Source organism: Paenibacillus sp. 23TSA30-6 (assembly GCF_014858585.1).
Lineage (GTDB): Bacteria > Bacillota > Bacilli > Paenibacillales > Paenibacillaceae > Paenibacillus.
Genome location: NZ_SLTL01000003.1, coordinates 141,776 through 156,130, shown reverse-complemented (window position 1 = coordinate 156,130; position 14,355 = coordinate 141,776). Strand labels below are relative to the sequence as shown.

Annotated in this window: 13 protein-coding genes; 3 read left to right on the top strand and 10 right to left on the bottom strand. The window is 49.6% G+C overall.

All coding sequences use genetic code 11. The annotated features are described in order from the left end of the window. Positions 1–29: 29 nt before the first annotated feature. The 9 genes from E0698_RS03955 to E0698_RS03915 form a co-directional block, all read right to left on the bottom strand. Positions 30–389: a hypothetical protein gene (locus E0698_RS03955; protein ID WP_192510678.1), complete on the bottom strand. Its 360-nt coding sequence runs from the start codon at positions 387–389 to the stop codon at positions 30–32. 12 nt (positions 390–401) lie between these two features. After that, entirely contained in the window at positions 402–686 is a 285-nt protein-coding gene (locus E0698_RS03950; protein WP_238353846.1) for a hypothetical protein, read from the bottom strand. Continuing rightward, positions 686–1,018 carry a restriction endonuclease subunit S gene (locus E0698_RS03945; RefSeq protein WP_149094711.1) on the bottom strand — a complete coding sequence of 111 codons (333 nt, stop codon included), beginning with the start codon at positions 1,016–1,018 and terminating at the stop codon, positions 686–688. The genes E0698_RS03950 and E0698_RS03945 overlap by 1 nt, the downstream gene beginning before the upstream one ends. 29 nt (positions 1,019–1,047) lie before the next feature. Continuing rightward, on the bottom strand, positions 1,048–1,335 hold the full coding sequence (locus tag E0698_RS03940) for a hypothetical protein (protein WP_025684990.1): 288 nt from the start codon (positions 1,333–1,335) through the stop codon (positions 1,048–1,050). Between the two features lie 119 nt (positions 1,336–1,454). Beyond that, positions 1,455–2,951: a glycosyltransferase family 2 protein gene (locus E0698_RS03935; RefSeq protein ID WP_192510677.1), complete on the bottom strand. Its 1,497-nt coding sequence runs from the start codon at positions 2,949–2,951 to the stop codon at positions 1,455–1,457. A gap of 72 nt (positions 2,952–3,023) precedes the next feature. Further along, positions 3,024–3,755: a sugar phosphate nucleotidyltransferase gene (locus E0698_RS03930; protein ID WP_134912917.1), complete on the bottom strand. Its 732-nt coding sequence runs from the start codon at positions 3,753–3,755 to the stop codon at positions 3,024–3,026. Beyond that, the gene (locus tag E0698_RS03925; protein WP_134912916.1) at positions 3,752–4,552 is read right to left on the bottom strand and encodes a glycosyltransferase family 2 protein; all 801 of its coding nucleotides are present in this window, start codon (positions 4,550–4,552) and stop codon (positions 3,752–3,754) included. The genes E0698_RS03930 and E0698_RS03925 overlap by 4 nt, the downstream gene beginning before the upstream one ends. After that, positions 4,549–5,397: a glycosyltransferase family 2 protein gene (locus E0698_RS03920; RefSeq protein WP_431091375.1), complete on the bottom strand. Its 849-nt coding sequence runs from the start codon at positions 5,395–5,397 to the stop codon at positions 4,549–4,551. Before E0698_RS03920 ends, E0698_RS03925 begins: the two co-directional genes overlap by 4 nt. An 83-nt stretch (positions 5,398–5,480) precedes the next feature. Further along, on the bottom strand, positions 5,481–6,419 hold the full coding sequence (locus tag E0698_RS03915) for a glycosyltransferase family 2 protein (protein ID WP_192510675.1): 939 nt from the start codon (positions 6,417–6,419) through the stop codon (positions 5,481–5,483). A 562-nt stretch (positions 6,420–6,981) separates the two neighbouring features. Here E0698_RS03915 and E0698_RS03910 point away from each other — a divergent pair. The 3 genes from E0698_RS03910 (at position 6,982) to E0698_RS03900 (ending at position 13,281) form a co-directional block, all read left to right on the top strand. Continuing rightward, entirely contained in the window at positions 6,982–8,760 is a 1,779-nt protein-coding gene (locus E0698_RS03910; protein ID WP_192510674.1) for a M4 family metallopeptidase, read from the top strand. 470 nt (positions 8,761–9,230) lie between these two features. Continuing rightward, positions 9,231–11,018, top strand: coding sequence for a M4 family metallopeptidase (locus tag E0698_RS03905; protein ID WP_192510673.1), 1,788 nt, complete (start codon positions 9,231–9,233; stop codon positions 11,016–11,018). 454 nt (positions 11,019–11,472) lie between these two features. Continuing rightward, a complete protein-coding gene (locus E0698_RS03900) occupies positions 11,473–13,281 on the top strand; it encodes a M4 family metallopeptidase (protein WP_192510672.1) in 1,809 nt (602 codons plus the stop codon). Positions 13,282–13,446: 165 nt separating this feature from the next. Here the strand turns inward: E0698_RS03900 and E0698_RS03895 are convergent, their stop codons facing one another. Continuing rightward, positions 13,447–14,310, bottom strand: coding sequence for a WIAG-tail domain (locus E0698_RS03895; protein WP_192510671.1), 864 nt, complete (start codon positions 14,308–14,310; stop codon positions 13,447–13,449). Positions 14,311–14,355 lie beyond the last annotated feature (45 nt).

The window sequence follows — 14,355 nt, the reverse complement described above, 5'->3', positions numbered from 1 at the left end:
GATGAGCAGTAATAGATAATTTGCACAGTTTACTGAGCCTTGTAAGCGACCTGGTGGCCATCTTCATAACCTTTGGCAAAGCCTGAATTGAAACCCTCGTTGTAAGCTGCATCATATCCCTGCTGAAATGCCTGCGGATCATGCTCCAGTACAACAGGCTCGGGCTGTGGATTCTCCGCAGCAGGGGCTGCCGCCGGGGTGGGCTGAGGTTTTTTCTGCCGACGCCGATGAGGACGGCTTCTGCGGGCGGAGTGAAGCCCTCTTTTACGCCGTCTTAAAGCAAGCAGACGTTTTTTTCTCAGCTTTAATCTTCGGATGCTCGAACGCCGGGTGCTTTTGCGTCTTTTACGGGCTTTTCCCCGCGTGACGCGTTCCCACCTTATTCTCATTTTCATTCCTCCTTAGCTTCCTCGTCGTTGTTTCGTTTTTGGAACAGGTAGCTGGAGCCACGGCTGAGTCGGTTTTCCATACACCTGTCGTCTTAATGGGATGCCCGCCAACATCTGCGTGATTTCCCCCTGGTAGTTGCTGAGCATACGAATGGTTTCCACCAGACGGGTAGCGGACATATCTGCATGGGGCGTCAAGTCCGCAAGACTGCTCAGCATCCGGGCAACGGCGTGCTGGCTGGCAGCAATGGACTCCATCATATCCAGCTTGATCTCACGTTCGCGCCTCATGCTCATTAGCTCATATCCCCCGGTCCCATTCCTCCCATCATCCCTTCCATTCCGCCACCTTGCTGCTCATCCTGATCCAGTAATGCCTTGAGATTACTGCACAGTCCGGTTTGAAGCCGGGTTAAACCCTCCAGCATTTCCACCATCTGCTCATGAATTTCCAAAGGCCGTCCCAATTGTTCTTCATCCGTGTCAAATGCGTGAGGCTCCAGATGGTTCAGCGTCCAATTACGCATTTTTTCGGCTTCTACCGCCTTGGCCTCCAGGATCATGGACACATTCCATTGCATTTTGGAAGCTGCGTCCAGCATATGAATCATTGCTTTTTCCCTACTCATGTGTTCACTCCCTGCCCTCGGTTGGTACGTTACTCCTCGTCCGGGTATGCCGTCTCTTTCACGACACGAACGAGCATTTCAGCCATTGCTTCCTGAAGATCGGCAATACCGTTCAAGTAGGCAACAATGCTTTTGTTTACTTGTCCCGAGCTGTCGAGAATACCCGGAATTCCATCAAAACGCGGCTCTTCGTCCGGCAGTTCATGTATGATCTGCGACATGCGCACGACCACCTGCCGTTCCGCATCCAACAGCCTTGACATCTGCTGCTGCGAGTGCGAAATATGGATCAGCAAATCGTCTACCTGGTTATGCATAAGCCCCTCCTTTATGTGCTCCGCCGTGCGGAACGCACGAATTGCCTACGGGCTTTCCGCTACTACAGCGTATGCGGCAGCGTGGAGTCGGTTCCGCCTAAAAGCGCCTATTCCGAGCATTATAAATGCCCGTGCAATACCGGTGGTGCAATAATGGGTCTTTCCTCCGTCAAAGCCGATAAATCGGCGGGGGCCAACAGCCGAATCCGGTAGTCAGCCGCCAGCCAGCTCATGGCGGCATAGGGGGTAAGGAACGGCCTCTTCCAGCCTTTCCCGATCTGATACAGTTGCCCGCCTTCCGCATAAAGGACCTGAATCCATCGCATGCGTTGAGCCGGAATATTAAGTGTAGGCAGTGCAGGCATGTTCTCCAGTTCCGGGGCTGCCAGCACAGGTGCATACTCGCCGGGAATATGCACAGTTTCCACATTTTCCAGAACACCTGGCTGTGCAGTTACGGGTGCATCCGCGACATCGGAAATCATCACCTCCGGCTTCGGTACCAGCGGAAGGGCCAGCAGATCAAGCTGGGATACCCTGACCGGGGCAACGTCCTCACCTCCCGCACCACTGACTCCATGCAGAAGGCGTCTTTTCCCCGGCTCCAGCCGATATATTGCACCAGACGGTCCCTTAACGAGTGCTCCAACGGGATAAAAGATTGCCGCCGACCCGTGTCGGGCCTTGGCTGGCGATGTCGGGCTGTCCGGCTCTGATGTGCCGAATTTGAGGCTGTGGAGCAGCTTATCCGCATCCCCCCACTTTTGGACAAAAAAGGATCGGTTCCGGCTACCATCCTCCGTCAAACCGCCTTCTCCGGTCGTCTGGGGGAAGGCATAAGCCGTATCCCGATCACTTTCCGTGCAATGGATAAACGCATTTCCCGCAATAGCCAGACGTGTCCCCAACAAACGTACACGCAACAGCCAATCTGCATCTGCCTCCTGACCGCTGTGACAGGCTTCGTCCCAGTAGCCCGTCTTTTCCAGCGTCTCTCTGCGCAGCAGCAAACAAAATCCGGCCAGACTTTGGGTTTCCCGCCATGCGGACGAATTGGAAACATTATGGGAAATTGCGAAATGACGCGCTTCATGTTCGTTCGTATAAGGTACCTCAATCTGTTGCTCTCCGAACGGACCGTTCGTTACAGGCCCAACGACACCAATACGCGGATCACTGTGCAGGCACTCCAGCATTCGATCAAGCCAGCCTGGCGTTACCAGCGCATTGGGGTTCAGCACCACAATGGTGGTGCCTTTCGCCATCATCAATCCCTGATTCAAGCTGCCTGTCAAATGGATATCCTTTTGGAGTAGCGCGTAACGCACAGCGATGCTTTTACGCAGCAGATAGGTGCGTGTCCCGTCTGTTGAGCCGCAATCCACCACGATGATTTCATGCGGACAGCTTGTATTTTCCTCAATACGATCAATACAGGTGCGAAGCCGATGAAGCTGATTATAGGACGGAATGATAATGCTGATGCCTTCAAAGACCTTGCCGAACGAAGCCTGGCCCAATCTGCTGCCCTGCTCCCGACCTCTTTTATACCCCGCCCAATAGCCTTTCTTACTGAGCCTCTTGCTGTGTTTCCTTTTTATACTCAGGCGTTTCATGCCGTTCACTCCTCCGGGTGGCATTATGCCCATAATATATGCCTGGCCCGGCCGGAAGGTGTATCGCTGAGATCAGGGCAGAAGCCCTTTCATTTTCACCCCGGCTTCCTGAAGGGAATCGAAGGTCCCTGCATCGCTCCAATACCGCCGCAAAATGTCGTATTCAAGCTTGCCTTCTGCCGCATAACAGTTGTTTACATCCGTGATTTCAAGCTCGCCACGCGTCGAAGGTGTAATCTGCCGGATCTTATCGAACACGGCGGTATCGTACATGTAGATGCCAGTTACACAATATCTGGACTGGGGATGCTGCGGCTTTTCTTCAATCCGCGCTATGCTCTCAGGCCGCTCGGGATCAAACACGGGTACTCCGTAGCGGTGGGCATCTGCCACCTTTTTTAACAATACTCTGGCGCTCCCCGGAGGCTGCTGCCCGAACCGTTCAATAACAGGTCCCAGATCTTCCTTGAACAGATTATCACCCAGCAAAACGGTGAATTTTTCTCCTGGCTCCATGTAGCTTTTCGCCAGTTCGAGTGCTTCCGCAATGCCGCCCGCCTTTTCCTGAATCCGGTACGTCAGTTGGACACCATAATTGCTGCCGCTGCCCAGAAAATCGGTGTACAGCCCGGCCGATTGTTTGCCAATAATAAGAAGCATATCGGTAATCCCCGCCTGTCGCAGTCTTTCAATACCATACACGATCATGGGATACTTGCCGACCGGAAGCAGATGCTTGTTGAGTAATGAAGTCAACGGATGAAGGCGCGATCCGGTTCCTCCTGCGAGAATAACCCCTTTCATATCTTCCTTCCTCCTTCGACAGCATGTTCGGTGCCTAAAGCTCCGCTATTTCCAGTCTCAATAAACGCTCTGGGGTCTATGTTCCATTTGTCCATAAACAAACGATGATTCCGCTCAATCAACTCTTCGACCCAGGCAGATTCCGAGCGTGAAAAGCTCGCACTCCCCTGGTGATAGACAAAACAGTCACTGCACATCAACAGTTTGTAGCCATGTACACGTGCGCGCAGACAATAATCGTCATCCTCATAATGCCCGGGGTTAAACCGTTCATCCAGTAATCCGATCCGTTCCATCAGCTCACGCCGGAACATCAGACAAAACCCGACCAGCCGCTTGACCTCCTGCCATCTGGACGGATTACTTGCATTATTCTGCTCTGCAAACTGGAGACAGCTATCCAAATCCCCTGCTAATCCGTCAATCTGCTGAGTACCGCTAGCATAATTCGTCACTGGTCCCACCAGTCCCACTGTGCTTTGGCTCCGCAATGCAACCAGCATATTGGATAACCATCCCCGTGTAACCGTCACATCATTATTCAAAATGACGAGCTGATCACCCGAAGCCAGCCGCAGCCCTTGATTACAAGCTGCCGGAAAACCCCGGTTTTTGGGGAGACGGATACTAATCAGCCGTTCGGCTTCACAAAAATCATCCGTTCCGTCATTTGAAGCGTTGTCCGCAACAATAATTTCATAAGGCACATCTGCTGTATGTGTCCGAATCGCCTCAATACACGGCTTGAGCAGGTGCAGACCGTTATAGGTCGGAATAATAATGCTCGTCAGACTCATCGTGCATTCCTCCCTTTGGCGACGTCGGCCCGCGCTGGAACAGGTCCGAGCGGGGAAGCTCCGGCTACCTGAAACACCGCAGCCAGTGCCTCCGCATGATCGCCGACAATCAGTTGCTCCATGACATTCCCTTTGCCGATATTGAAAGCCCGCTTGCGGTTTGTTCCAATGACGTCGACAGCATGTACTGCCGTCACCTTCATACCGTGCAACACCGCCATAGCGTGGGCTTTCGGCGGAACAGCGAGCATGGCCGGACCGAGTAGCTCCAGCGAACGCCGTGATAACGCGTGCGGTACAGCAGTCAAGGAGCTTGCCCCCAGATCCGGCCTGCGCAGCACGCGGTTCAGAAATCCTTTGCATCGGGTCACGCTGTCCTGTCGGAAGTATGGCGGCAAATGTCTGCTCAGATCATTAAGCGCCACATCCGTTCCTTGATCCACTGCGTTGAGGAAAGGCAGCAAATCAGCCGCAGGAATCGGAAGATCCCCGTCCACAAACAGCACGATATCAGCCTGCGTTATACGTGCGCCTACCGCCCGTCCAACATCATGCCCGAGCCGATCCGGCACGCTGACGAGGGTCACACCCGGATGATGCTTCGCTACTATAGAACGTGTGCCGTCCGTGCAACCGTTCAATACGACGATGATATCCGTAAACGGCAGCTTTTCCAGCTCGCTCAGCACCCCGCCAATCGTAGATTCCTCGTTGCAGGCACTGACCACTGCGGCGGCGGTTCCCCGCAGCAGGATATCCCCGGGCAATGCCCGAACCTCTCTGGGATGAACTTCGATCATTTCCCTCCGTCGGGGCGCAGGTTTCCTCACCCTGCGGCTGTCCATCGCGGTCGTCTTTCCATGTCTTCGCTGAACCCGACGTATGCCCCGGCTTCGGTCATCATACCTCCCTTTACGATACGTTCTGCTCACGGCTTCACCTCGTCTCTGATCCGTTTGCGTTTCAAATCCGTATATCCTGCACGCGTCCCCAGATGTGATGTAAGCCAGGCAATCGCGTCAAGATGATCCTGTACAACCACATCCGTAAGCGGGTCCCTGCCGTTCATTTTTTTGCGGGTCGCATTCACTTTACCGACGGCTATTCCACGAACAGTCACCACCCGCAAGCCAGAAGCGATCGACATGGCCTGAAATAACGGAGGTTTTTCCAAGGACTTTAGACCTATTTTATTTAGAGCCCTTAGACTTATGGCATGCGGGATTCCCGTCATGGATGCCCCTCCTAAATCAGCACGGTTCGACAAAATATTCAATACATGCTTCGCTTCAACCACAGGATGCACCGACGTACGCTCTACCGGCCCATGGTAATCATTCAGTGCAACATCCGCTCCAGCACATACGGCCTGTATGAATGGCTTGAGTCTGACGCAGGGAATGACGATATCACCATCCAGAAAAAGCAGTACCTGCCCGGAAGCCGCTTCCGCTCCGACTCGGCGGCCAATATCATGCCCCAATGGCTGCGGGTAGGAAAGCACGCGCGCACCCGCTGCTTTTGCCGCCTTGGCTGTCCTGTCGCTTGATCCGTTCTCGACGACGATGACCTCGGTATGTGGATGAACATGGCGTGCCTCACGGACTACAGCCCCGATCGTTTTTTGCTCATTCATAGCCGGAATGATGACGGATACGAGCAATTTTCCCGCCGAAGACGAACCGGGTGGCCGTTCTTCACCTGTCTGTACTTCTGCTTCTGTGCCTGGTCCCCTCCTTGTTACAGGGGTCGGGGTGATATGCACGGATGGCGTTCGTACAGGCAGCCACACCTTCGGGTAGGGGTCATGCGCATTGGAATGCCGCCTGCGATGGGCCTTGAATCCAAATCTTGCCTGCTTCCTCATGCTCCCACCTCACCTCCCTTGCTGCTGTATGGATAGACAGCATAATTAGGACAGTTCAACATAACCTATGCGCTCTAAAACGCGTGTGTAACGGCAAGCGTGGAGTCTTTTCGACAAAGCAATTTTCGACTTTATTTGACATTTCTTATTAATCCTATTAAATAAATGAGTTATTAGGGTCTAAAGAATCATTTTGGATAAATTTGTGACATACATCTTCTCGTCCGTCATTCTCTGTGCTAATATCAGAGCCAGATGATGGGAGTTCAAAAAGTCAACATTTGTTTTTTTTGCATAAGACAACTTTTTTCCATTATCCGCCTTTATTCCACTTTTACTTATACGACAGGAAAGGAGGAGTTTGTCACCTTTTCAGACTGTAAGCTTCACATGCAGTACCCTCTTTTCACGCACTCTTCATGAAAGACACTTCGGTTTTTCTTCTTCACGTTCCATTTTCTTCATGTTCCAGACGACAACACGACCAACATAAACGGCGCAATGCCTATTTCTTAACAGGATGGTCTTCATCCTGACATTAACCGGGGAGAGTGAATTTTAAATGAAAAAAGTATGGGTTTCGCTTCTTGGAGGAGCTATGTTATTAGGGTCGGTAGCGTCTGGTGCATCTGCGGAAAGTTCCGTTTCAGAGCCAAGTCAGCTTACGCCAACCTTCCACACCGAGCAATGGAAGGCCCCTTCATCGGTGTCGGGTGACGACATTGTATGGAGTTATTTGAATCGACAAAAGAAAACGTTGCTGGGTACGGACAGCACCAGTGTCCGTGATCAATTTCGCATCATTGATCGTACAAGCGACAAATCCGGTGTAAGTCATTATCGGCTGAAACAGTATGTGAACGGGATTCCCGTATATGGAGCTGAACAGACGATTCATGTGGGCAAGTCTGGTGAAGTCACCTCTTATCTGGGGGCCGTGATTACTGAGGATCAGCAGCAAGAAGCTACGGAAGGTACAACTCCGAAAATCAGTGCTACCGAGGCCGTATATACCGCTTATGAAGAAGCAGCTACACGGATTCAAGCCCTCCCTTCCTCCGACGATACGATCTCTACAGATGCTGAAAAGCAAAGCAGTGTAAGTAAAGACACTTACGCAGAAGCTGCTAACAACGATAAAACAACATCCGTTGATAAGGACGAGCTTAGTCTTGATAAAGCGTCTGCCCTGAAAGATAGCAAAATTGAAGCGGTGGAGACAGAACAAAGTTCCATTGCCAAAATTGCTAATCTGCAGCCTGAAGTAGATCCTAAAGCCGATCTGTACTTCTATCCTAACGGGGATACCCTGCAGCTGGTTTATGTGACAGAAGTCAATGTTTTAGAGCCTGCGCCACTGCGTACTCGCTACATCATTGATGCCAATGATGGCAAAATCGTATTCCAGTATGACATCATTAATGAAGCGACAGGCACAGGTAAAGGCGTGCTTGGTGATACCAAGTCGTTCACCACTACCGCTTCCGGCAGTAGCTATCAGTTAAGAGATACAACTCGCGGTAACGGAATCGTGACCTACACGGCCTCCAACCGTCAGACCATACCAGGCACAATTCTGACAGATGCCGATAACGTATGGAATGATCCGGCCGGAGTAGATGCCCATACGTATGCCGCGAAAACGTATGACTATTATAAAGACAAATTCGGGCGCAACAGTATTGACGGACGCGGCCTGCAACTCCGTTCGACGGTCCATTACGGTAGCCGCTACAATAACGCCTTCTGGAACGGCAGCCAAATGACTTATGGAGATGGGGACGGTAGCACATTTATCGCATTCAGCGGGGACCCCGATGTGGTAGGTCATGAACTTACTCACGGTGTCACAGAGTATACTTCGAATTTGGAATATTACGGAGAATCTGGTGCATTGAACGAGGCTTTCTCGGACGTCATCGGCAATGACGTTCAGCGTAAAAACTGGCTTGTAGGCGATGATATTTATACGCCAAGCATTGCGGGCGATGCACTTCGTTCTATGTCCAATCCTACCCTGTATGATCAACCAGATCACTATTCAAACTTGTATAAAGGCAGCTCCGATAACGGTGGCGTTCATACTAACAGCGGTATTATTAATAAAGCCTATTATTTGTTGGCACAAGGCGGTACTTTCCATGGCGTAACTGTAAATGGTATCGGTCGCGATGCAGCGGTACAAATTTATTATAGTGCCTTTACGAACTACCTGACTTCTTCTTCCAACTTCTCCAACGCACGCGCTGCTGTTATTCAAGCGGCAAAAGATCTCTACGGTGCGAACTCGGCACAAGCAACTGCAGCTGCCAAATCTTTTGACGCTGTAGGCGTTAACTAAATCATAATTGCAATCCCCCTTATTCATCCTCGTCCATAGACCTTTGCCATTGTGCAACTGTCATATGACCTGCTCATACAATGGACGGAAAATAGGGGTGCAGTGTACAAGTCTGCACCCCTTCCCCCTTATGTTTATGGCGTCCCCTCAAAGGGACGCCCTTTTCTTGTCTTCTGTACGTTTTCGATCAATTTCGACTAAATAAGACAAATAAAATCTAAATAAGGGTCTTTAGACTCATTTTGCAGTGATTTGTAAGATACATCTTCTCGTCCTACATTCTCTGTGCTAATATCAGAGCCAAGACGGTGGAATCACAAAAAAATAAAACTTGTTTTTTTGCATAAGTTCATTTTTTCATGATCTTCACGTTTTAAAAAAGCAACAAGACCTACATACATGGCGCCATGCCTAAAACAAAACAGGATGTACATCATCCTGACCTAAATTTGGGGAGAGTGATTTTTTTAATGAAAAAAGTATGGGTTTCACTGCTTGGGGGAGCTATATTATTAGGGGCTGTAGCACCCGGTGCCTCAGCAGCGGAGAATTCCGTTCCTGATCCCACTCAGCTTACGCCAACCTTTCACGTAGAACAATGGAAGGCTCCTTCATCCGTATCCGGTGACAATATTGTATGGAGTTATTTGAATCGACAAAAGAAAACGCTGATAGGTGTAGACAGCACCAGTGTTCGTGACCAATTTCGCATTATTGATCGTACAAGCGACAAATCTGGTGTAAACCATTATCGGTTGAAGCAGTATGTAAACGGGGTTCCCGTATATGGAGCCGAGCAGACCATCCATGTGAATCAGTCCGGTAAAGTCACCTCTTATCTGGGCGCCGTCATTTCAGAGGATCAACAGCAAGATGCCACCGAGGATACCACTCCAAAAATAAGTGCTACCCAGGCTGTCTATACCGCGTATGAAGAAGCCTCTACACGAATTCAATCCTACCCTTCCGTCACCAATAACGTTACCGAGGGCAGCAAGGATCAAGGCAGTGTAAGTAAAGACACTTACGCGGAAGCATCTAACAACGAAATATCCATCTCTATTGATAAAATCAATCCCAGTCTGGAACATGCAGACGAGCTGAAGAACAGCCACATTGAAGCGGCAGCAGCCGAACATAGCTCCATTGCCACAATCGCCAATCTGGAGCCAAGTGTGGAACCTAAAGCAGAACTGTACATCTATCCTGACGGTGAGACTACACGGCTGGTTTATGTGACAGAGGTTAATATTCTGGAGCCTGCACCTTTGCGTACACGCTACTTTATTGATGCCAAAGACGGAAAAATTGTATTCCAGTATGACATCCTCAACTACGCAACGGGCACCGGTCGCGGCGTAGATGGTGAAATAAAATCGTTCACGACCACAGCTTCCGGCAACGGATATCAGTTGAGAGACACGACACGCAGTAACGGGATCGTAACCTACACCGCTGCCAACCGCCAAACGACACCAGGTACTATTTTGACGGATGCGGATAATGTATGGGATGATCCGGCGGGTGTTGATGCCCATGCCTACGCCATTCGAACCTTTGATTATTATAAGAAAAAATTCGGACGTGACAGCATTGATGGACGCGGCATGCAAATCCGTTCGACCGTCCATTACGGCAAAAAATATAACAACGCCTTCTGGAACGGCTCTCAAATGACATACGGCGACGGCGACGGCAAATCATTTACCTTTTTCAGCGGTGATCCCGATGTCGTGGGGCATGAACTCACCCATGGTGTCACAGAGTTCACCTCCAATCTGGAGTATTACGGTGAATCCGGTGCGCTGAATGAAGCCTTCTCAGATATTATTGGTAATGATATGGATGGTAGCAACTGGCTCCTTGGCGATGGCATTTATACGCCTAACATTCCGGGCGACGCTCTGCGCTCTCTATCCGACCCTGCAAAATATGGCCAGCCGGATCACTATTCCAATTTTTACCCGGACCCTAACAATGATGATGAAGGCGGAGTCCATACGAATAGCGGTATTATCAACAAAGCCTATTATTTGCTGGCACAAGGCGGTACGTCCCATGGCGTTACGGTTAGTGGTATCGGACGCGAAGCGGCTGTATACATTTACTATAATGCCTTTACGAACTATCTGACCTCTACCTCCAACTTCTCTAACGCACGCGCGGCTGTAGTGCAGGCAGCCAAGGACCTCTACGGTGCTGATTCGCCAGCAGTAACCAGCGCTATTCAATCCTTTGATGCTGTAGGAATCAAGTAAATCATATCCCGTATTCCTCGAAAATGTTCCTCATTCAGTAGATAGAAGCCTGTTATGTGGCTATCATTTGATCCTACTTATAAGTGGACAAAAAATAGGGGTACAGTGTAAGTCTGTACCCCTTCCTCCTTGAGCCTGTGGCGTCCCGTTTAACGGGATGCCCCTTTTTTCGATTTGTTTCGACGATATACGACAAACAAATTAATATTTTGGGACTATTGAATCATTTTGGAGTTATTTGTATAATAATTCTTCTCGTTCGACAATCTCTGTGCTAACATCAGAGCCGAGAAGATAGAATTGCAAAAAACTATATCTGGTTTTTTTGCATAAGGTAATTTCTTTCCATCCTCTTCACGTTTCAAAGAAGCAACAAGACCTACATACATGGCGCCATGCCTATTCAAACAGGATGATTTTCATCCTCACATCAACTTGGGAGAGTGAGTATTTAATGAAAAAAGTATGGGTTTCACTTCTTGGAGGGGCTATGCTCTTAGGCTCTGTAGTACCTGGGGCATCCGCAGCCGCAGCGGAGAATTCTGTTCCCGATCCTACTCAGTTTACGCCAACATTTCAAACCGTAAACTGGAAGTCTCCTTCATCGGTATCAGGTGACAATCTGGTCTGGAGCTTTTTGAATCGACAACAGAAAACATTAATGAGTATGGACAATACCAACAGCAGCACCCGTGTCCGTGAGCAATTTCGGATCGTGGATCGAACCAGTGATAAATTCGGTACGCAACATTATCGCCTAAAACAGTATGTGGATGGAATCCCTGTATTTGGAGCCGAGCAGACCATCCATGTGAATAAGGCTGGTAAAATTACTTCTTATCTGGGAGCTGTCATTTCAGAAGATCAACAAGCCGACGCTAAAGAAAATACAACTCCAAAAATCAGTGCTACTGAGGCCGTCTATACCGCGTATGAAGATGCAGCTACACGTGTTCAATCCCTCTCTTCCTCCGCCCATACCGCTGCTGAACCTTCCGGGGACGTTAGCAGTGTGAGTAAAGACACCTACGCAGAGGCATCTAACAACGAAGAATCTTCCTCTATGGACAAGGATAATTTGAATCTGGAAAAAACAACTGAACTGAAGAATAGCAAGTTGGAAGCGGTAGAGCCTGCAACTGCACCTATCGCCAAAATCGCCAATCTGGAACCGAGCGTGGACCCTAAGGCAGAACTGTACATCTATCCTGATGGAGACACAACACGTCTGGTTTATGTAACGGAAGTTAATATTTTGCAGCCTACCTTACTGCGCACACGTTACTTTATTGATGCCAATGACGGCAAAATCGTGTTCAAGTATGACATCCTCAATGAAGTAATCGGCACAGGTCGTGGTGTACTCGGGGATACCAAAACGTTCGAAACAACGACTTCTGGTAAAAAGTACCAATTGAAGGATGCGACTCGTGGTAAAGGCATCTTAACTTACAATGTTCACAATACCGAGACGCTTCCAGGCACCCTTTATACAAGTACAGATAACGTATGGAAAGATCCGGCTGCGGTGGATGCCCATGCTTATGCCATTCGCACCTATGATTATTATAAAGAAAAATTTGGTCGCGACAGCATCGACGGACGTGGCATGGCTATTGCCTCCGCAGTCCATTATGGGGAAAAGAACTACAATAATGCCCACTGGGGCGGCACCCATATGCTATACGGAGACGGTGACGGCACGTTATTTGCCCCTTTCAGCAGCGACCTTGAAATTGTTGCTCACGAGTTGACTCACGGCGTGACCGAGCATTCATCCGGGCTGGTGTATTTCGCTGAATCTGGCGCACTGAGTGAAAGCATCTCGGATATTATCGGTAACGACATTGAGCGTACCAACTGGGATTTTGGCAAAGTAGCTTATACACCTAACATTAAGGGTGACGCCATTCGCTCCCTTTCCGATCCTGTCAAATACGGTCAGGTCGATCACTACAGCAATTTTGATACCGACCCTAATAACGAGGATTATGGTGGTACCCACACTAATAGCGGCATTATTAACAAAGCCTACTATCTGCTGGCACAAGGCGGCACCTTCCATGGTGTCAAGGTAGATGGAATCGGACGTGATGCAGCTGTATATATTTACTATAATGCCTTTACAAATTACCTGACCTCCACCTCTAATTTCTCCACTGCACGCGCCGCCGTTATTCAGGCAGCCAAGGACAGCTATGGTGAAAATTCAATAGCAGTCATTTCTGCCATTAAATCCTTTGACGCTGTAGGTGTGAAATAAATTGAGCTTAAACAAGCAAACATCTGGCTCTACTTAGGATGTACAAAAAGAGGGCGATATTACCATTACAAGTATGCCCTCTTTCCTCTCATGAATACGGCGTCCCTTCATCGGGATGCCTTTTTCTTGTTTTAAGCAAATTCGCAACCATTATATAGGCATCTTTTAATCGTGCCCGATTGCAATCCACAGAATCAAACCTTCACAAACCGAACCTGCGTGTGCGCGTTCCACCGTGAACACCGTCGAATCTCTCTGACATTTCGTGACAGATACCGTTACCCCCGGTATGCTCGCATTTCCTGTGATTGCATAATGCACGTCCTTGAATGGCTGCTCAAACACAATACTCACTTCATCCCTGCACGCTTCTGCGGGAATGTGAAAGGGAGTGCTGCCAAACCGTGTTGAAGCCGCTCTTGAATTAAATGTGTGCTCGCGGAGAAGCCCGTCATCATAGGTCATGTTAAGTGGAGATTCGTCATCATCCGTAAGAGCAGCAACGGGCTTGTCAGCGGACAACGCTACCCGCTGCTGCTTGGGGCGATGTCTGCCTTCGGCAATGTGGATACTGGTAATGGAGCAATCCAGCAAAGATTCCTGCTCTGTCTGACCTCTGGACGTTACAGACGTTAGGCCGTATTCCGTCCCAGGTTCCGCATCCGTCTCTGGCACAGACAGCAGCAGTACAGACCCCCGGTTGAGCAGCATGGCTTCCTCCAACGTCTTGGGAAGCTTGTGCTTCCTCCATGCTGCTTCATCCACTGCAATAAGGTCATGTGCTTGAGCTTGGCTTTCCACGATAGACTTTACACTCACCGTCTCCCGCTGGATCGGTTTGCTGTTGCCGGATGGGGGAGCCGTTTTATTTTTGTCTATACGAGGGGAAGGAACTGCGTTGGAAAGGTTACGCCGCACTGTTCTTTTATCCTTACTATTATGGTTCATACGATGGTTCATAATGACCGCTCCTTTGGCACAGAAGTGAACCAGCGGTCGCTCCGCTTCATTCACCCGGCTGGGAATCATGGCTAATGCCTATAGAATAGCCTATGCTCACAGCTGGGCTCACGT

Bases quoted from the DNA above. Each gene is read 5' to 3' on its own strand.
- E0698_RS03955 (WP_192510678.1), bottom strand. From the start codon at position 389: ATGAGAATAAGGTGGGAACGCGTCACGCGGGGAAAAGCCCGTAAAAGA.
- E0698_RS03950 (WP_238353846.1), bottom strand. From the start codon at position 686: ATGAGCATGAGGCGCGAACGTGAGATCAAGCTGGATATGATGGAGTCC.
- E0698_RS03945 (WP_149094711.1), bottom strand. From the start codon at position 1,018: ATGAGTAGGGAAAAAGCAATGATTCATATGCTGGACGCAGCTTCCAAA.
- E0698_RS03940 (WP_025684990.1), bottom strand. From the start codon at position 1,335: ATGCATAACCAGGTAGACGATTTGCTGATCCATATTTCGCACTCGCAG.
- E0698_RS03935 (WP_192510677.1), bottom strand. From the start codon at position 2,951: ATGAAACGCCTGAGTATAAAAAGGAAACACAGCAAGAGGCTCAGTAAG.
- E0698_RS03930 (WP_134912917.1), bottom strand. From the start codon at position 3,755: ATGAAAGGGGTTATTCTCGCAGGAGGAACCGGATCGCGCCTTCATCCG.
- E0698_RS03925 (WP_134912916.1), bottom strand. From the start codon at position 4,552: ATGAGTCTGACGAGCATTATTATTCCGACCTATAACGGTCTGCACCTG.
- E0698_RS03920 (WP_431091375.1), bottom strand. From the start codon at position 5,397: ATGGACAGCCGCAGGGTGAGGAAACCTGCGCCCCGACGGAGGGAAATG.
- E0698_RS03915 (WP_192510675.1), bottom strand. From the start codon at position 6,419: ATGAGGAAGCAGGCAAGATTTGGATTCAAGGCCCATCGCAGGCGGCAT.
- E0698_RS03910 (WP_192510674.1), top strand. From the start codon at position 6,982: ATGAAAAAAGTATGGGTTTCGCTTCTTGGAGGAGCTATGTTATTAGGG.
- E0698_RS03905 (WP_192510673.1), top strand. From the start codon at position 9,231: ATGAAAAAAGTATGGGTTTCACTGCTTGGGGGAGCTATATTATTAGGG.
- E0698_RS03900 (WP_192510672.1), top strand. From the start codon at position 11,473: ATGAAAAAAGTATGGGTTTCACTTCTTGGAGGGGCTATGCTCTTAGGC.
- E0698_RS03895 (WP_192510671.1), bottom strand. From the start codon at position 14,310: ATGATTCCCAGCCGGGTGAATGAAGCGGAGCGACCGCTGGTTCACTTC.